The organism is Candidatus Tectomicrobia bacterium (genome assembly GCA_016192135.1).
Lineage (GTDB): Bacteria > UBA8248 > UBA8248 > UBA8248 > UBA8248 > 2-12-FULL-69-37.
Genome location: JACPUR010000007.1, coordinates 26,648 through 47,353 on the forward strand (window position 1 = coordinate 26,648; position 20,706 = coordinate 47,353).

General features: G+C 70.6%; 19 protein-coding genes. 5 read left to right on the forward strand and 14 right to left on the reverse strand.

Features of this window, described 5'->3' with window-relative positions:
- Positions 1 to 103: 103 nt before the first annotated feature.
- Both HYZ11_03525 and HYZ11_03530 read left to right on the forward strand, forming a co-directional pair.
- Positions 104 to 700 (forward strand): DJ-1/PfpI family protein, encoded by a 597-nt coding sequence (locus HYZ11_03525; protein MBI3126656.1) that lies wholly within the window; start codon positions 104 to 106, stop codon positions 698 to 700.
- A 236-nt stretch (positions 701 to 936) separates the two neighbouring features.
- On the forward strand, positions 937 to 1,425 hold the full coding sequence (locus tag HYZ11_03530; protein MBI3126657.1) for a diguanylate cyclase: 489 nt from the start codon (positions 937 to 939) through the stop codon (positions 1,423 to 1,425).
- A 10-nt stretch (positions 1,426 to 1,435) separates the two neighbouring features.
- Here the strand turns inward: HYZ11_03530 and HYZ11_03535 are convergent, their stop codons facing one another.
- The 14 genes from HYZ11_03535 to HYZ11_03600 all read right to left on the reverse strand — a co-directional run bounded on the left by HYZ11_03535 (position 1,436) and on the right by HYZ11_03600 (position 19,040).
- Positions 1,436 to 1,834 carry a hypothetical protein gene (locus tag HYZ11_03535; protein ID MBI3126658.1) on the reverse strand — a complete coding sequence of 133 codons (399 nt, stop codon included), beginning with the start codon at positions 1,832 to 1,834 and terminating at the stop codon, positions 1,436 to 1,438.
- Positions 1,831 to 2,568 (reverse strand): ubiquinone/menaquinone biosynthesis methyltransferase, encoded by a 738-nt coding sequence (locus tag HYZ11_03540; GenBank protein ID MBI3126659.1) that lies wholly within the window; start codon positions 2,566 to 2,568, stop codon positions 1,831 to 1,833. The genes HYZ11_03535 and HYZ11_03540 overlap by 4 nt, the downstream gene beginning before the upstream one ends.
- Before the next feature lies 1 nt (position 2,569).
- Positions 2,570 to 3,430 (reverse strand): UbiA family prenyltransferase, encoded by an 861-nt coding sequence (locus HYZ11_03545; GenBank protein MBI3126660.1) that lies wholly within the window; start codon positions 3,428 to 3,430, stop codon positions 2,570 to 2,572.
- Positions 3,431 to 3,446: 16 nt separating this feature from the next.
- Positions 3,447 to 4,907, reverse strand: coding sequence for a menaquinone biosynthesis decarboxylase (locus tag HYZ11_03550; GenBank protein MBI3126661.1), 1,461 nt, complete (start codon positions 4,905 to 4,907; stop codon positions 3,447 to 3,449).
- A gap of 16 nt (positions 4,908 to 4,923) precedes the next feature.
- Positions 4,924 to 5,208, reverse strand: coding sequence for an Asp-tRNA(Asn)/Glu-tRNA(Gln) amidotransferase subunit GatC (gatC, locus tag HYZ11_03555; protein MBI3126662.1), 285 nt, complete (start codon positions 5,206 to 5,208; stop codon positions 4,924 to 4,926).
- Between the two features lie 27 nt (positions 5,209 to 5,235).
- Entirely contained in the window at positions 5,236 to 7,545 is a 2,310-nt protein-coding gene (locus HYZ11_03560; protein ID MBI3126663.1) for a UvrD-helicase domain-containing protein, read from the reverse strand.
- Complete coding sequence (locus HYZ11_03565) at positions 7,542 to 8,330, reverse strand: hypothetical protein (GenBank protein ID MBI3126664.1); 789 nt, start codon at positions 8,328 to 8,330, stop codon at positions 7,542 to 7,544. Before HYZ11_03565 ends, HYZ11_03560 begins: the two co-directional genes overlap by 4 nt.
- Positions 8,327 to 10,282, reverse strand: coding sequence for a hypothetical protein (locus HYZ11_03570; protein MBI3126665.1), 1,956 nt, complete (start codon positions 10,280 to 10,282; stop codon positions 8,327 to 8,329). The genes HYZ11_03565 and HYZ11_03570 overlap by 4 nt, the downstream gene beginning before the upstream one ends.
- Positions 10,282 to 12,102, reverse strand: a complete 1,821-nt coding sequence (gene glmS / locus HYZ11_03575) for a glutamine--fructose-6-phosphate transaminase (isomerizing) (GenBank protein ID MBI3126666.1) — start codon at positions 12,100 to 12,102, stop codon at positions 10,282 to 10,284. Before glmS ends, HYZ11_03570 begins: the two co-directional genes overlap by 1 nt.
- A gap of 1 nt (position 12,103) precedes the next feature.
- Complete coding sequence (locus tag HYZ11_03580; GenBank protein ID MBI3126667.1) at positions 12,104 to 13,312, reverse strand: NTP transferase domain-containing protein; 1,209 nt, start codon at positions 13,310 to 13,312, stop codon at positions 12,104 to 12,106.
- Between the two features lie 90 nt (positions 13,313 to 13,402).
- Positions 13,403 to 14,164, reverse strand: a complete 762-nt coding sequence (locus HYZ11_03585) for an NTP transferase domain-containing protein (GenBank protein ID MBI3126668.1) — start codon at positions 14,162 to 14,164, stop codon at positions 13,403 to 13,405.
- 4 nt (positions 14,165 to 14,168) lie between these two features.
- Positions 14,169 to 15,533 (reverse strand): sigma-54-dependent Fis family transcriptional regulator, encoded by a 1,365-nt coding sequence (locus HYZ11_03590; GenBank protein MBI3126669.1) that lies wholly within the window; start codon positions 15,531 to 15,533, stop codon positions 14,169 to 14,171.
- A gap of 25 nt (positions 15,534 to 15,558) precedes the next feature.
- Complete coding sequence (locus HYZ11_03595; protein MBI3126670.1) at positions 15,559 to 16,893, reverse strand: phenylacetate--CoA ligase family protein; 1,335 nt, start codon at positions 16,891 to 16,893, stop codon at positions 15,559 to 15,561.
- A 278-nt stretch (positions 16,894 to 17,171) separates the two neighbouring features.
- Complete coding sequence (locus tag HYZ11_03600; GenBank protein MBI3126671.1) at positions 17,172 to 19,040, reverse strand: hypothetical protein; 1,869 nt, start codon at positions 19,038 to 19,040, stop codon at positions 17,172 to 17,174.
- 190 nt (positions 19,041 to 19,230) lie between these two features.
- On the opposite strand from HYZ11_03600, the gene tatB reads away from it, so the two are divergent.
- The 3 genes from tatB to HYZ11_03615 are packed head-to-tail and all read left to right on the forward strand — an operon-like array spanning position 19,231 to position 20,696.
- On the forward strand, positions 19,231 to 19,605 hold the full coding sequence (gene tatB / locus HYZ11_03605) for a twin-arginine translocase subunit TatB (GenBank protein MBI3126672.1): 375 nt from the start codon (positions 19,231 to 19,233) through the stop codon (positions 19,603 to 19,605).
- A complete protein-coding gene (gene tatC, locus HYZ11_03610) occupies positions 19,602 to 20,360 on the forward strand; it encodes a twin-arginine translocase subunit TatC (protein ID MBI3126673.1) in 759 nt (252 codons plus the stop codon). Before tatB ends, tatC begins: the two co-directional genes overlap by 4 nt.
- 60 nt (positions 20,361 to 20,420) lie before the next feature.
- Positions 20,421 to 20,696 (forward strand): acylphosphatase, encoded by a 276-nt coding sequence (locus HYZ11_03615; GenBank protein ID MBI3126674.1) that lies wholly within the window; start codon positions 20,421 to 20,423, stop codon positions 20,694 to 20,696.
- Positions 20,697 to 20,706 lie beyond the last annotated feature (10 nt).

Consider the following 20,706-nt stretch of genomic DNA (forward strand, 5'->3'; position numbering starts at 1 on the left):
TTGCTTGGATGACCGAAGACAGAAGCAGATTCTTCGGTCGCTGCGCTCCCTCAGAATGACGGCGCGCCTTGGTGCTCGGAGCAACTAGCGGAGGGAGGCTCCCATGAAGATAGCGTTCATCCTGTACGACGACCTGACCGTGCTGGACTTCGTGGGCTTCTACGACGCCGTGACCCGCCTCAAGGGCATGGGCTTCCGGCCGGACCTCGAATGGACCGTCTGCGCCCGGACCCCCGAGGTGCGGGACGGCGCGGGGCTCCGCCTCCGGGCCGACGCCGCGCCGCCCACGCTCGAGGGCTTCGACCTCATCTTCCTCCCGGGCGGGATGGGCAGCCGCGCCCTCCGCAAGGACGAGGGCTTCGTCGGCTGGCTCCGCACGGCGCGCGCCTGCCCCCTCAAGGTCTCGGTCTGCACGGGCTCGCTCCTCTTGGGCGCGGCGGGCTTCCTCGAGGGCAAGACCGCCACCACCCACCCGACCGCCTACGGCCTCCTCGCCGAGTACACCCCCAAGACCACGCGCGAGCGGCTGGTGGACGAGGGGGACGTCATCACGGGAGGGGGCGTCTCCACCTCCATCGACCTCGGGCTCTACCTCTGCGAGCGCCTGGCGGGCGCCGAGGCCCGGGACAAGATCGCCGCGCAGATGGACTACCCCTACCGCGCCAAGCCGCCCCTGCGGCCCGCCCGCGCCGCTGGCTGACGCTCCGCGGCCGGCGGGCTCGCGCCGTCCGTTTTCTTGACGCCCTCTCCCGCCAGTCAAATTTCCGGCGCCGGGAATTTTTTTCCGGACAAATTGTCAGTTTTCCCCGCCTTCACGCCCGAAACCAAACCCGCCACCCGGTTTTTCCCGGCACGTGGATTGCACTTATTCTCCCGCGGCTGGGAGACCCGGCCGCTCCGGACGATTCATTCACCCGCCGAGGGGAGGGGGACGGGATGCACTGCGGGACCTCACCCGCCTGGGTGAACCTGATCGACGCGGAGAGCGGCCTCTACAACCGCCTCCACCTCGTCCATTTCCTCACCGAGGCCTTCGCCCGCGCGCGGCGCTACGGGGGGCCGCTCGCGTGCGCGCTCTTCCGGGCGACGTGGTGGAGGGGACTCGAGGAGATGCGCGAGCTCCCGGCCGGCGCCGTCCGCTCCCTGGGGCGCTTCCTCCTGCTGGGGGTGCGCGAGGGAGATATCCTCGGGCGGTGGTCGGAGGGGGAGTTCCTGCTGGTCGCGCCGAGCACCGGGCGCGAGGGCGCGAGAGCTTGTCTGGAGAAGATCCTGGGCCGGCTGGACGCCGCGCCGCCCGCCCTGGCGGAAGGGTGGGCCGTCTCCCTCCGAGCCGGGGAGGCGGGCCTGCCCGAGGACGCGGAGCGCCTCCGCTACCCGGAGGACCTCCCCCTCCTCGCCCACGATCGGCTCGTCGCCTCGCGCTGATCCCTCCGGCTCATCCCCTGGATCGGATGTAGGCCCGCCACCCCCCGAAGCGGGTGATGTCCTCGGCGTCCTCGATCCCATAGGGCTCGCAGACGAAGCCCTTGACCTCCGAGCCGTCCTCGAGCATGAACGTTCCGATCGCGAGAGGGGGCTTGACCCCGTCCATGAAGGCGCCGAAGGCGGCGCGGGGAATCTCCCACACCTCGACCTCGACGGCCGCGCCCTCCCCTTCCCCGACCCGCAATAGGCCCGGGCGGAGGGGCGGCCCACCCGGCAGGGCGAAGAGCCGGTAGCGGGGCGCCGTGCGGCAGGCCCTGAGGAGGCACGCCCCCAGCCGGGCGAGCTCCCCGTTCAGCGACATCCCGCTCAGGTGGGCCCCCACCACGGCCAGGGGCAGGAAATCGCTCACCGCGCGGCCCCATCCGGGAGGCGCACCCCGCTGTGGAGCTGGACGATCCCCCCCGTGAGGGGCTTGGCCGATACCTTCCCAAAGCCCGCCGCCCGGATCATCGCCGAGAGCGCCTCCGGGGAGGGGAACTCCCCCACCGTCTCGGGGAGGTAGCGGTAGGCGGTCGGGTGGCCCGAGACGAGGCGCCCCGCGGCCGGGAGGAGGAACCGGAAATAGAAATGGAAGACCGCCCCGAAGAGGCCGGCGGGCCTTCCGAACTCGAGGATCACCAGCCTCCCCCCCGGGCGCAGGGCGCGCGCCATCTCGGCGAGCCCCGCCCGGCGGTCCTCCAGGTTCCGGAGGCCGAAGGCGATGATGAGGCCGTCGAGGGCGCCGGAGCGCAGGGGCAGCGCCAGGGCGTCAGCCTGGAGGAGGCGGATGTCCGCCCCCCGGCGCGCCGCCTTCTCCTTCGCCCGGACGAGCATGGGATAAGCGAAATCCGCCCCCAGGAGGCGCACCCGGGCGCGGGGGCCGAGCTGGCGCCGCACCTCCAGGGCCACGTCCGCCGTGCCGGCCGCGAGATCGAGGAGGAGGCCCCGCTCCCTGCCCTCCACGGCCTCGATCAGGATGCGCGCCCCCGCCTGGCGCCAGCCGCGGTCGATCCCCAGGCTCAGGAGGCGGTTCAGGAGGTCGTAGGTGGGGGCGATGTCCGAGAACATCCGCTGGACCGCCCGGCGTTCGATGCGCGCGGCCACGTCAGCCCACCGGAAGGAAAACGTCCAGGATGGCGCCCGCCGAGACGATCACCGAAACCCACGCGTTCAGGTTGAAGAAGGAAAGGTTCACCCGGCGCAGGTCGTCCGGGCGGACGATCCAGTGCTCCCAGGCCAGGAGCCCCGCCGCCCCCGCCAGCCCCAGCCAGTAGAGAAGCCCCAGGCCGAGCCGCCAGCCCGCCGCGGCGAAGCAGGCGACGGTCCCCGCGTGGGCCAGCGCCGAGAGGGCCAGGGCGGGCCCCGGGCCCAGCCGCCGGGGCAGGGAGTGGAGGCCCTCCGCCTTGTCGAACTCCACGTCCAGGCAGGCGTAGATGATGTCGAAGCCCCCGACCCAGAGCGTCACCCCGGCGAAGAGGAGGACGGGCGCCCAGCCCAGCTCCCCGCGCACCGCCACCCAGGCTCCCGCCGGGGCGCAGCCCAGCACGAAGCCCAGGAAGAGATGGGTCCAGGAGGTGAAGCGCTTGGAGTAGCTGTAGAAGACGGTCGCGCCCACGACCACGAACGAGAGGGCGAAGGCCAGCGGATTCAGCATCCAGGCCGAGAGGAGGAAGAGTCCGAGGAAGGCGGCCATCATCCCCCACACCCGCCCCGAGGCCAGGAGCCCCTGGAACTCGGCGCGGTCCTGGGTGCGGGGGTTCTTGGGGTCGATGTCGCGGTCGGCGAAGCGGTTGAGGGTCATGGCGAAGTTCCGGGCGCCGGCCGCCGCCATCACCATCCAGAAGAGAGTCCGGGCGGTGGGAAGCCCCCCCGCCGCGAGCACCCCGCCCATCAGGACGAAGGGCAGGCCGAAGACGGTGTGCTCGAACTTCACCATCCGGAGGAACATGCCTAGGCTTGCCGGCACTCCCCCTCCTGCGCGATCAGCCGCCAAGGCCGTACTCCCGCCAGCGCCGGGCCACCCGCTCCCGAATCTCCTCACTCATCACGATCTCGCCCGGCCACTCCCGCGCGAAGCCCTCCGAGGCCCACTTCTTGGTGCCATCCACCCCCACCTTGCTGCCCACGTGGGGGAGGAACGAGGCGTGCTCCAGCGCGTCCACGGGGCCGTCCACGAAGACGAGGTCGCGCCGCGGGTCGATGCTCCCGAGCACCTTCCAGGCCACCTCGCTCACGTTGTGGACGTCCACGTCCTCGTCCACGATGACGATCACCTTGGCCAGCGCCATCTGCCCCATCCCCCACAGGGCGTACATCACCTTCCGCGCGTGGTAGGGGTAGGACTTGCGGATGGAGACGATGACCATGTTGTGGAACACTCCCTCGGGGGGCATGTGCACGTCCACGATCTCGGGGAGCTGCATCTTCATCAGGGGCAGGAAGACGCGCCCCGTGGCCTTCCCCAGCCAGTAGTCCTCCATCGGGGGCTTGCCGACGATGGTGGTGGGATAGATGGGGCTCCGCCGCCGGGTGATGGCCGTGACGTGGAAGACGGGATAATCGTCCGCGAGGGAGTACCAGCCGGTGTGGTCCCCGAAGGGCCCCTCGCGCCGCAGCTCGCCCGGATCGAGGTAGCCCTCCACCACGATGTCGGAGTCCGCCGGGACCTCGACGTTCACCGTCCGGCACCTCACCATCTCGACGCTCCGCCGCCGGAGGAAGCCGGCCAGGTTCATCTCGTCGATCCCCGGGGGGAGCGGCGCGCTCGCCGCGTAGAGGAGCACCGGATCGCCCCCCAGGGCGATGGCCATCTCCATCCGTCGTCCCAGCTTGGTACTCTCCAGGAAGTTCTGCGCCCCGTCGTGGTGGAGGTGCATGTGCATCCCGGCCGTCTTCTCGTCGAAGAGCTGCACGCGGTAGAGGCCCACGTTGCGGCGGCCGGTGCGGGGGTTGCGCGAGTAGATGTGGCCGAAGGTGATGTAGCGGCCTCCGTCCCCGGGCCAGCACTTGATCGCGGGGATGGAGAAGAGATCGGGCCGCCCGGTTTCGATCACCTCCTGGCAGGGGGCGGAACTCACCGCCCTGGGCGAGAAGGAAGCCATGCGCGCCAGCTTGGGCAGCATCTTCACTTTCTCGATCAGCCCCTCGGGAGGCTTGATCTCGAGGAGCTCGGCGATCTCCTCGGCCACCGCGTCCATGCTGTCCACGCCCAGCGCCAGGTGCATCCGCTTGTCGGAGGCGTAGGCGTTGATGAGGACCGGGATGGAGTACTCCTTCCCGTCCGGCGCGACCGGGCGCTCGAACAGGAGCGCGGGGCCGCCATCCTTCACGCAGCGGTCGGCGATCTCGCTGATCTCGAGCTCGACCGCCACCGGCACCTTCACCCGGCGCAGCTCCCCTGCGCGCTCCAGGGCCTGCACGAAATCGGCGAGGGAGGAATACATCGGGGGAGGCCGGGCGCTATTCGATGACTTTGGGGACGCGGAAATGGCCCTTGTAGAAGCTCGGGGCCATCCCCTCCAGGTTCTCGACGGGCGGGTCGGCGACCTCGTCCTCGCGAAATACATTGGCGAGGTCCAGCGCGTGGGAGGTGGGGGGAACGTCCCGCGTGTCGAGCTCGTTCAGCTTGGAGATGTAGTCCAGGATGTTCCCGAGCTGGGCGGTGAACTTCTCCACCTCGGCCTCGGAGAGCCGGAGGCGCGCCAGCCGCGAGACGTGAAGGACATCCTGCCGGGAAATCGCCATTGGAGACGGTCCTCCTTCGTGCGCCCCTTATACCTTCGGGCTCTTCCCGGCGTCAACGCCGCCGTTCGCGGGCCGGAGGCTGGCGAAGCCCAGCACGAGCTTCTTCTCCCCCACCCGCTCGAACCTCACCGTGACGATGGTGCGCTCGCCCGTACCCTCCCGGGCCGTGATCTTCCCCCGGCCGAACCTGTCGTGCTCCACCTCGGCGCCCGGGTGGAAGGGCCCCAGGGCGGCCGGCGGCGGGGCGGATATCTCCCCTTCCGCCGCCGTTGCCAGGCGCGGGGCGGGAGCCTCCCGCCAGGGGGAGAAGCGGAAGCCGGCCCTCTCCCCTCCCCGCGTCCTCTCGGGCCGCGCGGAATGATCTCCCTCGCGCGCCAGGAGGTCCTCCCCCAGCCCGGCCAGGAAGCGGCTGGGGCGTGAGGCCCACGACCCCCCCGCCTCCGGCCCCTCGGGGCGGCGCTCCCGCGCCCAGGCGAGCACAAGGTGCTCCTTCGCCCGCGTCATCCCCACGTAGAGCAGCCGCCGCTCCTCCTCCAGGCTCTCGGCGTCCTCGGCGGATCGGCCGTGGGGCAGCAGGCCCTCCTGCACCCCCGCGATGGCCACCGCCCGGAACTCCAGGCCCTTCGCCGCGTGGAGGGTCATGAGGGAGAGCTTGCCGCCCTCCGTCTCCAGCTCGTCCGCCTCCCCCATCAGCGCCAGCTCCTCCAGGAAGAGCGCCGCCGCCTCCCGGCTCTCCGGCGGTATCCCCTCCTCCTCCCGGACCCGCTCCTCGAAGGCTTCGGCCGCCGCCACGAACTCCGCCACCCCCTCGAGGGCCTGGGCGGCCGCCCGGCGGCGCTCGAAGGATGTGCTCTTCTCCGCCGATTCCTTCAGCCACGCCCGGTAGCCCGTCCGCTCCAGGATGAGCTTGAGGAGCGCGGCGGGCCCCAGGCGCAGCGCGGAGAGGGAGCCGAGGGCCTGGAGCAGCCCGGCCAGGGTTTCGGCGGCCTGGCCGCGCAGCCTGCCCTCCTCCAGCGCCCGGCGCGCCAGGGCCGGGGTGAGGGCGTTCTCCTCCCCGGAGATGGCCTTGAGGCGCTCCACCCCGAGCCCCCGGGAAGGTCGGTTCACGATGCGCGAGAAGGCGGGGGCATCCCCCGGGCGCAGGACGACGCGCAGGTAGGCCGCCAGGTCCTGCACCTCGGCCCGGTCGAAGAAGCGCACTCCCTTCACCACCTGGCTGGGGATGCCCCGGCGCCGGGCCTCCTCCTCCAGGGGGCGCGACTGGGTGTTCGTCCGGTAGAAGACGGCCGCCTCGCCCCAGGGGAAGGCGCTCCCCGCCCCGAACGCGGCCAGGCGCTCGAGGATCATCTGGGCCTCGACCTGGGGATCCGGCGCGGAGAGGAAGGCCACGGCGCCGCCCGGAGGGTTCTGGGTGAACAGTCTTTTTTCCCGCCGCCCCCGCGCCCCGGCCATCAGCGCCCCCGCCACCGCCAGGATGCGCCGGCTCGAGCGGTAGTTCTCCTCCAGGCAGAAGACGCGCGCTCCCGGGAAATCCCTCTCGAAGCGGCGGATGTTCTCCACCTCGGCGCCCCGCCAGCGGTAGATGCTCTGGTCGTCGTCCCCCACGGCGAACACCCGCCCGTGCCCCCCCGCGAAGCGCGCCACGCGGCGGCTCTGGACGGCGTTCGTGTCCTGGTACTCGTCCACGAGCACCTCGCGGAAGCGCCGCTGGTAGCGCTCCCGTATCTCGGGATGCCGCTCGAAGAGGCGGATGGGCAGGCAGAGCAGGTCGTCGAAGTCCACCGCCCCCGCCGCACGCAGGGCGCGCGCGTAGCCGGGGGCCACCCGCGCGGCCACGGCGTCCAGGCTGAAGGGAAGCCCGGCCTCCGCCGCGGGGGCGCCCGAGGTCTTGAGGAAGCCGATGCGCTCGAGGATCGCCTTGGGCGCATAGCGCTCGGGGCTCACGTTCAAGGCGGCCATCTCGCGCTTCAGGAGGGTCAGGCACTCCCCGCGCGAGCAGACCACGAATTCGGCCGGGAGCCCCGCTGCCTCCGCCTCGGCCCGCAGGATGCGGGCGCAGACGGCATGGAAGGTGCCCACCCACAACCCCCGACCCCCGGAGCCCAGGGCCGCGCCCAGGCGGGCGCGCATCTCGCCCGCCGCCTTCTGGGTGAAGGTGATGGCGAGCACCTCCTCGGGGCGCAGGCCCTCCTCCAGCAGGCGCAGGATTCGATGGACGATGACGCGCGTCTTGCCCGAGCCTGCCCCGGCCAGGACGAGGCTCGCCCCGGGCGGCGCCAGGACCGCCTCGCGCTGCTGCGGGTTGAGCCCTTCGAGGGAGGAGGCCGCTCCCCTCATCGGGAGCGGGGGGCCACCTCCACCCGCGAGGCCGGGGAGCGGATGAGGTGGCGCGGGGGATAGATGCCCTTCGGGACGTTGGCGTTCGGGGTCACCCAGCAGCCCGGGCCCAGGAGGCAGCCGGGCGAGGTGACGGCGTTGCAGCCGATCTCGGCGTCGTCCCCGACCACGGCCCCGAACTTGCGGAGGCCGGTGTCGAGGGTCACCTCTCCCACGTGGAGGCGGATGCTGCGGGACTTGGACTTCCCCGCCTTCTCCTCCTCGGTGCGGAGCTGGAGGTTGGCGAGCTTGGTGCCGGCGCCGAGGTTGGCGTGGGCGCCGAGGAGGCTGTCCCCCACGTAGGCGAAGTGGCCCGCCTCGGCGTGGTTCAGGAAGAGGCTGTTCTTGACCTCGGTGGCGTGGCCCACGATGGCGTCGGGGCCGATGAGGCAGCTCCCCCGCAGATAGGCCCCGTGGCGGAGTTCGGCTCCCGCGCAGAGAACCGAGAGCCCCTTCACCACCACGCCCGGTTCGATCCGCACCCCCGGCTCGATCCGCACCCCGGCCCGTGCGATGCGGAAGCGGCGCTTCGCGAAGAAAAGCCCCTCGCTGGCCACGAGGCCGTCCTCGACGCGGAGCCCCTTCAGGTCTGCGGCCTCCCCCTCAGGGAGGCCCGGCTCCTCCACCAGTCTCTGGACGCAGGCCTCCAGGTCGCGGATCGCCTCCCACACGTGGGCGACGCCGTCGAACAGATCGCGGTGGGGGAACTCCGCCAGGCGGAGGAAGTAATCCTTTGGAGCCGTCATGGACATTTTCCCGTCTCCAGATACCAGCGGCCCAGGCCGGTGAGCGAGCATTCTCCATCTGCCTCCCGGACGAGCCCGCCCCGCAAGGCCTCCTTGCGGACACGCTCGGGGAGGACTGGGGCCCCGAACCGCGCCTCGGCCTCCCGGACGAGCCCAGCGTCGAGGGAGCCGGCATCCTTCGGCCCCTGCGCCAGGCTCCGCAGGAGGGCTCCCTCCGCCCGGGCGTAGGGGTCGGAGGCGTCCTTCATCCGCGCCAGGATCTCCTTGAGGGCGGCCTCGCCGGCTTCCTTGAGCGCCTTTTCCCAACGGGAAGGACCCCGGAGGGAGACCCCGATCCGGCTCTCGGTCCCGGAGTTTCTGACGGCGATGGTGGCGAGGGGCTGGCCTCCGGCGCCCTCCATCATCAAGTACAGGACGCCCGGATCGTCCTCCAGGGGGCTCCAGCGCGGGACAGTAGCGTCCGGGGCCGACTTCTCCATCTCCCCCCAGACGGCTGCCGCCACCGCCTCCCACGCCTCGCTCCCGGGGGCGAACCGCGAGCGGTCCACGTGATAGGCGTACAGCGACTTCTTGTAGCCGCGCGGAAAGGGCTCCGCCAGGACAGCATAGGCTTCCTTCACTCCTTTCGCCTCCCCCAGCCACCGGATAGAGGCGCAGGTGTTGAGAAAGCTCTTGAGGCCGTCCCCCACGGCGAGGCGCGCCACCCGCCCCTCCGCGTCGGCGAGGAGCCCCGGCACCACCGTGTGGCCCGACTCTTCGCCTCCCAGGGCGAACCGGTCGCCCCAGCGCTCCGCCGCGCGGAGGATCCACTTGTCCCCCACCGGAGCGAAGACCACGCCCAGGCCCGCCTCGGCCAGAGCGGCGGCGGCGCCCGCGTCGCTCTCGATGGTGAGCACCGCCTTCCCCCCCTCCGGCAGTTCGCCCTGCGCCGCCAGGAAGCGGGCCTGGAGGACCAGGGCCTCGTCCCCCCCGAGCACCCGCGCCGCGTCCTCGAAGGGATCGTAGACGAGGGTGTAGGCGCGATCGCCGTCGGCGTCGAAGACCCCCCCCGCGGCGAATCCTTTTCCGGCTTGGAGCTCATCCCTTCTCGCGCGGCCGGCCTCGAAGAGCGCCCGCAGCCCCGCGTGGGCCTGGATGAGGCCCGTCTCTCCGCCCGCGACCTCGCGCCTTCCCTCGAGGGCGACGACGCCGCCTCCCTCGTTGACCGGCCCCTCGCCCAGCCGGTTCACCTCGCGGAGCTCCCGGGGCCCGGCCGGGGCCACCGCCTCGGGGGCCAACCCGCTCCAGGCGCCCCGAGCCGCGTCCAGCACCACCGACCAGCCCGCGAGATCTCCCTCCCGCAGCCAGCGGTTGGGCAGGCGGCCCATGTGGCCGAGGTAGAACGCGCGAGCCTCGGCGGCCGCGTCCAGGCACCGCCCCCGTTCCGGAGCGTCCTCGATCTCCTTCCAGGAGACGCCCCAGACGCGGGCGCTCACCTCGTCGTCCTCCTCCGGAAGGAGCTTCCGCGCGCCCGGGGAACGGAGGAGCTTGATGCCGTTCTGATCGGCCGGGTTATGGGAGGCCGTGAGGAGGATGGCCCCCGCCGCCCCGGACGCCTGCAGGTAGGCGGCGGCGGCCGGGGTCGGAAGGACGCCCGCCGCCAGGGCGTCGGCCCCGGCACGGAGGATGCCCCTCAGGACGGCCCCCGCGAAGCGGCCTTCCGCATCGCGCGGGTCCCAAGCCAGGAGGACGGCCGAGGGCGCGAGGAGCTCCTCGCCCGCCTGCTCGCGCAGCCAGCCCGCGGCGGCGTAGGCGTAATGCTCGGCGAAGGGCTCGGTGAAGAGGCCCAGCTTGAGAAAGGCCGCCCGCGGATCCTCCTCCCCCCGCAGGAGCGGATGATCCGGCCCGGCCGCGAGCCCGCGCACGCCGTCCGTGCCCTGGAACCTCGCCCCCTCCATTCGCTCCACCGCCACTAGGCCACAGTCACGGATTTCGCGAGGGAGCGGGGGCGGTCCACGTCCCGCTTGAGGGCCACGGCGAGGAAGTAGGCCAGAAGCTGGCCCGCCACGAGGTGGAGGAAGGGGGCGAGCAGGGAGGAGACGCGCGGGAGCACGATCTCCTCGCTGAAGAGGCCCTTGGAGGCCTCGTCGCCCTCGAACCGGAAGCCGAGGACGAAGCCCCCCCGCGCCCGGACCTCCTCGGCGCTGCTCCGGGTGAGGGCGTGGAGCTCCTTCTCCTCGGGCGCGGGCATGAGGACGATGGTGTACATGTTCTCGTCGATCAGGGAGATGGTCCCGTGCTTGAGGAAGCCGGCGCTCATACCCTCGGCGTGGAGGTAGGTGACCTCCTTCATCTTGAGGGCGCATTCCAGGGCCGCCGGATAATAGATGCTCCGGCCCAGGTAGAGCCAGTTCTTCATACGCTGGTGCCGGTGGGCCGCCGCGTGCAGGAAGCCGGCGCGCTCGTTCAAGGTTTCGGAAATCCGGTCGGAGAGGGCCGATACCTCCCCGCGGAGGCGGACGACGTCCTCCTCCCGGTGGCGCCCGTTCAGCGCGCCCAGCTCGAGCGCGCACAGCAGGAGCAGGACGGCCTGGCTCATGGCGGCCTTGGTGCTGATGACGCAGATCTCCGGCCCGGAACCCTGGAGGATGGGGATGTCCACCGCGCGGACCAGGCTCGAGCCCATGACGTTCACGATGGCGGCCGTCTTGGCGCCCCGGCTCTTCGCGTGCCGGATGGCGGACAGCGTGTCGTAGGTCTCGCCCGACTGGCTGATGGCCAGCACGGAGTCGTCCGCGTCCACCTCGGCCAGGTGGGGGAACTCGTCCGTGCTGACGGCCGGCAGGTAGCGGCCTCCGTAGCGGCTGAAGAAGTACTGTCCCATGCAGGCCATGTAGTAGGTGGTGCCCACCCCGCACAGGAAGCCGTGATGGGAGCCGTGGATGACCCGGGCGACTTGGGCCAGCTCCGCGCGGGGGACCCGCAGCGCCGCCTGGACGGTGGCCGGCTGATCGTAGATCTCCTTGAGCATGTAGTGGGGATAACCACCCCGCCGGGCCATCTCGACGTCCCACTCGATCTCGGTCACCTCCTTCGAGACGGGCTCCCCCGTCTGGAGGTTCTTGACCCCGTACGCCTGCCGGGTGACGACGGCGTACTCGCCGTCGTCCAGGATGACGGCCTGGCGGGTGTACTCGATGAAAGCGTTGAAGTCGGAGCCCACGTAGTTGGCGTCGTCTCCCAGCCCGATGATGAGCGGGCTCTCCCGCTTGCAGCAGAAGATCGTTCCCGGCGCCACCACCGAGATGACGGCGAGGGCGAAGGTGCCCTCCAGCTCGCGCAGCGCCGCCACGAAGGCCCGCTCGAACTCCCCGCCCTGCCGCAGATGGTGGGCGATGAGGTGGGCGATGACCTCGGTGTCGGTCTCGGAGCGGAATATGGCGCCCGCCTTTGCCAGGCGCTCCCGCAGGTCGCGGTAGTTGGAGATGATGCCGTTGTGGACGACCGCGATGCGGCCGTCGTTGTCGGAGTGGGGATGGGCGTTCTCCCGCGTCACCCCGCCGTGGGTGGCCCAGCGGGTGTGGGCGATGCCCACGAGGCCCTTCATGTCGCTCAGGCGCTCGTGGAGGTTGACCGCCTCGACCGTCCCGATGTTCTTCCGGATGTCGAGGCTGCCGTTGCGCTGCACCGCCATTCCGCAGGAGTCGTAGCCCCGGTACTCGAGGGCGGCGATGCCCCGGAAGAGGCGCTGCGCGATGTTGGAGGAGCCCGCGACCCCAGCGATGCCGCACATCTCAGGAATCTCCGCGCGGCGGATAGGTGTAGTGATTGGGCACCACCGTCTTCGGCGCGATGACCGTGCCGGCGGCCAGCGTGTTCGAGGCGCCGATCTGGCTTCCGTCTCCGACGAAGGAGCCGAGCTTCTGCATCATCGAGTTCACTTGATCCTCCTTCAAGCCGAGGCAGATTGGCGCCTGATCGAGGTTCTGGTTGAGGGTCATCACCCCCGAGCCGACGCGCACCCTCTCGCCGATCACGCTGTCGCCGACGAAAGAGAGCCGCCCCACGTGCACTCCGTCGAGCAGGACGCAGTTCTTGAGCTCGACGCCGAAGCCGATCATGGCCTCGGCCCCGATGGCCGTGTAGGGCCGGACGAGCACGCCGTTCCCGATGAAGGACCCCTGGCCGATGAAGCAGGGGCCGAAGATGGACGCGCCCGATTCGATCACCACGTCGCGCTCGATCCGCACCGGCCCCCGGAACTGGACCGCCCCCCGGAGCTGGACGCTGCCGTCCACCACCGCCTCCCGCCAGGTGTCCATCACGATGCGGTTCCCCCGGAGCAAATCCCAAGGATGCTTTGGATCAAGCCAGGGGTCCTCCCAGATGGCCGACCGCAGGCCGTCCGTGGCGATGAGATCGTTGAGGGCGACATCCATCTCCTTCTTCTCGAGGAGATCGAACAGGCGGTAGGGCATCACGAAGACCCCGGCCAGGACGTAGTTCCCCATCTCCCGCTCGGTGGGCTTCTCCACCAGCCGGGTGATCTGCATGTCGGCTCCCAGGTAGACGGTCCCGAAGTCCTGCGCCTGGGGCGTGTGGCAGATAGCGGCGACGGGCTGGTTGAAGGAGCCGAAGGTCTGGGTGACGTGGCGGTAGATGTTGCCCGGCGTGAGGACGTCGGCGTAGACGAGGAGGAAGCTCTCGCCCGGCTGGAAGTGCCCGCGCGCGATCCGGATGGCCTCCCGGATGCCGGAGGGCTCCTTCTGGTGGACGTACTGGATGGTCATGCCGAAGGAGGCGCCCTGCCCGAAGTGTTGCATGATCTTCTGGGCGCAGTGCCCCACCACCATGACCACGTCGCTCACGCCGGCCGCCCGCAGCTTGGGGAGCGCCATCTCGAGGAGCATCCCGCCCGCGACGGGCAGCATCGCCTTGGGCCGGGTTTCGGTGAAGGGATAGAGGCCGGCGCCTCGGCCAGCGGCGAGAATGAGCGCTCTCAAGGCGAACCTTCCTGGCGACAATTGAGCAAAGGCGAAAAAAACATCACATCCGCGTGAATATTATAATCTGGGACGGCTCAAAAGGGGGAATCAAATCTTACGCGCTTTCCATAAGGTATTTGCCCGATTGAGTTCCTGGGGCGTGTTCACGCCGAGCGCCTCTTCGGCATTCCGGACCAGATGGGCCACCACGGCGAGGCCCTCGCGCAGGGCGAGGATGAGCACGTCCGGCAGGTAATACTCCCCCTGGCGGTTCTCGGCCTTGAGGCGGGGCAGCGCGGACGCGAGATACGGGAGGTCGAAGGCGTAGGTGCCGGTGTTGATCTCCCGCGCCCGCCGCTCCTCCTCCGTGGCGTCGGCGTCCTCGACCACGCGGAGGAAGGCGCTCTCCGGCCCCGCCGCGCGCAGCACGCGCCCGTAGCCCGCGGGATTCTCCACCACCGCGGTGAGCACGGCCGCCGCCGCCCCCGCCTCGCGGCGCCGCTCCAGGAGGTCCCGCAGGGTGTCCGGGCGAAGCAGGGGCACGTCCCCGCAGAGAAGGAGGACCTCGCCCTCGCTCCGGCCGAGCGCCGCCAGGCCCGCCGCCGCGGCGTGCCCCGTCCCGAGCTGCTCGGCCTGCAGCGCGAACCGGATGTCCGCTTCCTCCGGGCCGAACGCGGCGCGGACTGCCTCGGCCTGGTGGCCCACGACGACCACGATGCACGAGGCGCCGGCGGCGCGGGCGCTCTCCGCCACGTGGCGGACCATGGGCCTCCCCCCCACCGGATGGAGCACCTTGGCCAGGGGGGAGCCCATGCGCTTGCCCTGGCCCGCCGCGAGGATGACGGCCGCCAGCGGCGGTCGCGCGTTCACGGAGTCACTTCCGGCGCGGCCCCCGGCGGCCCGCCGGAGGAGTGAGGTTCAGCTCCTGGAGCTTGCGGTGGAGGGTGTTGCGGTTCATGCCCAGGAGCTGGGCGGCCTTGAGCTGATTGCCGCCGCTCTCGCGCAGGACGAGCTCGAGCAGGGGCTTCTCCACGCTGCGGATGGTGTGCTCGTAGAAGTCGCTGCCCCCCCCCTTTCCCAGGACGCCGACGATGGGGGCGAGCCGCTCGCGGAAGAACTCCTCCATCTCGCCCCGGCGGCGCGCGGAGGGGTCGGGCGCGAAGGCGTCCACCGAGATGGCCGGCCCTCCGGAGAGAAGAACGGCCCGGCAAAGGCTCATCTCGAGCTCCGACTCGTTCCCCCACCAGGGCCGCTCCTGGATCGCCTCCACCGCGCCCGGAGTGAGAACGTGCGGCTCGAGGCCGAACCGCTCGGCGAAATCCCGCAGGACGGCCTCCGCCAGCTCCGGCAGGTCCTTGCGGCGCTCGCGCAGGGTGGGGATGCGCACCGGCAGGCACCGCGCCTCGTCGCACAAGGAGGGAATGAGCGAATCCTGGATCAGGCGCTCCGGGTCGATCGTCTCGCACACGATGAGTCGGAACTCCGGGCAGGCGGGGCCGCCCAGCGCCGCGGCGGCGAGGCGGACCTGGAGCTCCCGCGGGAGGAGCTGCGCCTCCTCGACGAGAAGCGTGCCGCCCAGCTCGAGGATTTCCCCCTCGGACCCTTTGCCCTTCTCCAGGCGCGCCAGCGCCTTCTCGAACGCCGGCTGCCGGGCCTGGAACTGGATAAGCGGGTGGCGCTGGCCCGGATGGCGCGCGTGGAGGGCACGGCCCACGGCGGCGAAGCTGGCTCCCTTCTCCCCGCGCAGGAGGATGGCGCGGTGCCGGGGCCCGGCCTCCCGGATGGACCGCCGGAGCCGCTCGGAGGGGGCGCTGCCCCCGATCAGTATCCCCGCGCCCGCCTGCTGGCGCACCTCGGCCCGCAACCAGCGCACCTCGCGGCGCAGCAGGCCCTCCTCCGTCACCGAGCGCACGAAGCCCAGGACCTCCTCCGGATGGACTTCGTCCACGAACACCGAGCGCGCGCCCGCCTTCAGGCCGTGGGGCGCCAGGCCCTTGTCGCCCGCCCGCAGCACCATGCCCACGGGCTTCCCCTGCTCCTCGAAGCGCGGGATGAGGGGGATGTCCGCCGGAGAGCCCGGCGCCAGCAGCACCACGCCGCAGCGTTCCACGCACTCCCACGCCCGCCCGGGCTCCGCCGCGGCCTCGACCCGCACCCCGAGCTCCTCGAGCCCATCGAGCATGTGCCTCCGCCCGGGGGAGAGGGCGCCCACGAAGAGAAGGCCGCTCAAGCCGGCCATCGCGCTTCCACCTTTGCCTCCGCGCCTACTTCGCCGCTTCGCGCAGGTCCACGAAGCGCTTCGCCTTGAACGTCGTCCGCTCGAAGGACCCCTGGGGGAGGATCTTGACCTCTGGAGTCACGAGCAGCGCGTCGCGCAGCCGCTCCCGGAGCTTCTCCAGCAGCTGAGGGGAGGCCTCGCCCGCCGCGGCCTCGGCCACCACCACGCACAGGTCGCGCCCCGTCGCCGGGTCGGGGTGCAGCTCGATCCGGAACTCGTTGCTGAGGTCCGGGAAGCTGCGCACCACCTCCTCCACCTGAATGGGGTAGAACTTGGCCCCCTTGTAGATGACGAGGTCGTCGTGCCGCCCCAGGATGCCGCCCGGGGAACGGAGGTGGGTGCGCCCGCAGGGGCTGGGCCGGCTGTCGACCAGGGCAAAATCATTGGACCAGTAGCGGAGCATGGGAGTGGCTTCCCGGGTCAGGTGGGTGATGACCAGAATGCCGACCTGCCCCTCGGGAACGGGCCTGTGGGTCTGGGGATCCAGGACCTCGATGATGTGGTGGTCCTCGGCCCAGATGAGCCCCGACTTGGCCTCCGACTCGCTGGCGAAGGTGGGGCCGATCTCCCCCAGGCCGAAATAGTCGTAGGCGTCCACGCCCAGCGCCGACTCCAGCCGGGCCCGCGTGGCCGGGTTCTGCGCCCCGGCCTCCCCGCCGAATGCGCCGATGCGGAGCGGGAGATCGCCGGGCCCCAGGCCCGCCTCGCGGAGCTTCTCCCCGATGTAGAGGCCGTAGCTGGGGGTGCTGAGGAGAATGGTGGAGCCGATGGTCCGCATGTAGAAGATCTGGCGGTCGGTCATGGCCGCGCCGATGGGGATGACGAAGCAGCCGATCTTCTGGGTGGCGTAGTGGACGCTCATGCCGGCCACCCACAGGCCGTAGCTGAAGGCGTTCTGCACGATATCGCCCGGCCGGACTCCGAAGCTCCACATGGTACGGGCGGTGAAGTCGGCGATGTGCTCGACGTCCCGCCGGTTCCAGATGGTGCTGACGGGCACGCCGGTGGTCCCGGTGGAGGGATGAAGTTCCCCCCACGCCTCGGGGGGCGCCACGGTGTAGCGGCCGAAGGGAGGATGGGCCACCTGCTCGGAGCGAAGCTCCTGCTTGGTGACGGGGGGGATGCGGCGCAGGTCGTCGAGGGTGCGGATGCCGTCGGGTCCCACCCCGGCCGCGTCGAGGCGCTCGCGGTAGAAGGGGGAGCCCTCGTAGCAGCGGCGCACCTGCCACTGGAGACGTTCGAGCTGCAGGGCGGCGAGTTCGTCGCGGCCCATGCACTCGATGCGCTCGTCCCAGTAATCCCTCTTGGGCGGCTGTGCCATGACACGTCTGCCATCGATATGAAAGCGATCGGACCATCGCCGCACGGCGAACAACGAACGCTAAAGCCGAGGAAAAGCGGAACCGAACGCCCCAGCGCCCGGGCCGCATTCAATGTCCGGTTTGGATAACGCGCCTCACGCGCGCGGAGTGATTTCGGATCGCGTCATGCGAAAGAAACCAAGGCCAGTAGGCAAGCCTCGAAACGCTAGCACAGCGCCGGGACCCGCGCAAGAAGATTCACTTCGCGCGGGAAGGGAAGGCAAGGCCGGAAATTGAATCAGACTGAGATGATGGTGCCGGCGGCGCGGGGCTCCTGCAGGCTCTTGAGCATGGCGAAGCGGATCTGATCGGCCGTGCAGCCGGGCGTGATCTCCAGGATGAAGCCGTCCATCAGCTCGCGCCGCAGCCAGGCGGCGATGATGGCCGCCTCCTCGATCTGCTCCTTGGAGGGAGCGAAAGGCTCGCCTTCCTCGGAAAAATAAATTTCCCGCAGCTTGGCGTCGAACTCCCCCGCGGGAGGAGAGGATCGCTCGAATTCCATCTCCCCCGCGAGCAGCCCCCGGCGCACGAAATACGCCACCCGCCGGCGGCGCGTCTCGCCCGGCTCGACGATGACGAGGTTCCGCCGCTCGACCGAGGGGCCGGCGAGGCCCTGGCTGTGCATCAGATGGCGCAGGCGCCCGAATTGGCGCCGCAGCCGGGAAGCCGCCGGGCCGTTGCCGTTCCAGGCCTGCTCGATGAGCCCCAGCAGGCCCTGTTCTTCCTCCGCGGCCAGGCGGCCCTCCAGCATCGCCTGAAGGCCTTGAATCAACTGACCGTACAGGCGAGGCGAGAGATCGGGCGGAGGCGGAAGTTCCTCGGCCGCGGGCTCGTCCTCCCGCATCTTCGCCAGCCGCCGCAGAGGGAACACCGAGTGGATGGCCCCGACCAGGTCCTGCAGGTGGGCCTGTTTCCGGAAGGGACCGTAATAGGCGCATCCGTCGGCCTGGAGCCGGCTCACCGGGTAAACGCGCGGGAACCGGCTGGCCGTGCCGACCTTCAGGAAGCCCGCCCCGCCAGCGGCGGCCGTCCCGTTCACGATGTAGCAGTCCCGGGCAAGGCGCGCCGCGCGGAGGTTCATGCCGAGCTCGCTCTCGAGGGCCTGCGCCTCGACTCCCGTCACGCTCCTCAGACGCTGGGAAAAGCGGGCGGCCGAGCGACTGCGCGGGAAGAACAGGTCGCGCACGGCTCGCTGGATGTCCGGCGCCCGGCCGGCGTACACGGTGCGGCCCTTGCCGTCGAGCAGGCGGAAGACGCCCCGCTCGGCAGGGAGCGCGTCGACGGCGCCCGGGTCGATGAGGGCTCCCTCGAGCAGCGCGGGCGCCTCCTTCTGCGGGGCCTCCTGGCGGGCGAGCGTCTCCTCCAGCGTCTCCACCCCGAGGAGCTGCAGCATCCGGAGCAGGCGCAGGAGGATCTCCGCCGTCGCCCGCGCGTCGCCCAGGGCCCGGTGACGTTCCTCGGCCCCGTTCGGAATGCCCAGGTAGGCCGCCAGCTCGCCCAGGTTGTAGCGCTCGACCTGGGGAAGCAGCTGCTGGGCCAGCTTAAAGGTGCATAGGACGGGGGGATTGAACTCCCTGCCCAGGAACTCCCCTGCGAAGTAGCGGATGAAGTGAAGATCGAAGTTCGCGCAATGGCCCACGAACACGCAGCCCTCGATGGAATCGAGAAATCCCGGCAGGACCTCCATCAGGTCCGGGCAGTCGGCCACCATGGCGTCCGAGATGCCCGTAAGGCGAACCACGCTCCAGGGAATCTCGCGGCCCGGGTTCACCAGGGCGGAGGACTTCCCCGTCAGCTTCCCGGCCTGCGCCTTGATCGCGGCCAGCTCGGTGATCCGGTGCTGGGGAGGGCGCCCTCCGGTGGTTTCGATGTCCACCACGGCAAAGGTGACCTGAGGCAGGAAGTTGCCGGAGAGGCAGGTCTCGGGGATCTCCCACACCCCTAGGGGGTCGCGGCGGGCCAGGGGGCTCGCCTCGAGAAGGGGATCGAGGATGGTCTGGGAATGCTTCTCGCTCAGGCCGCCAGCGTCGAGGAGAAGCCGGGCCAGCGTGGAATAAGGAAGAGGCTTGCCGTCCCCGTCCTGCAGCCGATGCATGCTGTGTGCCATAAGCTCGAATTTTCCATCGCAGGCCGCAGGGCCGGAGGTTGTCTTTGGGCAGGGCGGCGGAATCCTAGCAAAATCCGAAGGATATTTCAAAGACTATCGCCGATCCCCTCTCCTTGGAGCCGGTTTTTCCCCCGCCGGGCTTCTGGTATAACCCCTCTTTCAAGGTGCCGCTGGAAAGAGGGAGCCCCCCTTGTTCGGAAGTATCGGATTTCCCGAACTGGTCGTCATTTTCATCGTGGCCCTCCTGGTTCTCGGGCCCCAGCGCTTGCCCGAGATGGCCCGCACCCTGGGCCGCACCCTCCGGGAGCTCCGGCGCACGGCCTCGGATCTGCAGAGCAGCTTCAATCTGGAGGAGGAGTTCGAAACCGAGCCCCGCGCCGGCCAAGCCCCCGTCAGCGAGAAGGACGCGGCGAAGGACCGGGAAGGGGCCGAGGGGCCCGGGGCGCCCGGGCCGGCTGAGGCCGAGGCGAAGGCCCCCGGAGCGGCCGGTGAGAGCCCGAAGAACGGGGAGGGCGCCGCGCCCGCGGAGAGGGCGGAACCGCCCGAAGGGAGCCGTCCCGCGTGAGCCAAGACCAGGGCATGTCGCTCACGGAGCACCTCGCCGAGCTCCGAAAACGCATCGTCGTCATCCTCTCGGCGATCGGGATCATCTTCCTCGTTACGTATTATTTCTCGGCTTACCTGCTGGCGTTCGCGCAGCGGCCCATCGGCCCGCACAAGCTGATCTTCCTGTCCCCCACGGAGGCCTTCTTCGCCCACCTCAAGGTGGCCTTCTACGTGGCGTTCTTTCTGAGCCTGCCGGTGACGTTCCACCAGGTATGGAAGTTCTGCTCGCCCGGGCTGCTGGAAACCGAGAAACGCTATGTGGCGCCGTTCGTCATCGCCTCGAGCCTCTGCTTCGCCGTGGGGGCCTTCTTCTGTTATTACGTCGTCCTCCCCCTCGGGCTCGAGTTCCTCCTGAGCTTCGGCTCCCCCACCCTCGAGCCCCAGATCTCCATCGGCTACTACATCTCCTTCGTGTTCCAGCTCATGCTGGCCTTCGGCCTGGTGTTCGAGGTGCCCATCCTCGTCATCCTCCTCGTCCAGATGGGGGTGCTCTCGACCAAGACCCTCACCTCGAACCGGGGCTACGTCGTCATCGCCGCCTTCGTGATGGGCGCCGTCCTGACGCCCACGCCCGACATGTTCAACCAGATCCTGCTCGCGGGCCCCCTGCTGGTCCTGTTCGAGATCAGCATCCTCATCGGGCGGGTCATCGAGCGGCGCAGGGCGCGGCGCGCGGCGGAGCAAGAGGCCCAGGGCCAGGAGGCCTCGCCGTGACCCCGCCCGCTTCCCTCCCCCACGCCGGGGCCGCCTCGAAAAACTCCCCCTGAGGCCCCCGTGGCGGCCGAGCGGGTCCACCTCGTCATCCGGGGCCGCGTCCAGGGCGTCTGGTACCGGGCAAGCGCCGGGAAGGAGGCCCGCCGCCTGGGCCTCTCCGGCTGGGTGCGCAACCTTCCGGACGGCGCCGTCGAGCTCGCGGCCGAAGGCCCCTCCGGGGCCCTCGACGCCCTCATCGCCTGGTGCTGGAAGGGGCCGACCCTCGCCCGCGTGGACGACATCCAGATCGAGCGGGGAGAGGCGACGGGGGAGGCGGAGGGGTTCGAGGTGAGGTAGGGGCTCGGTG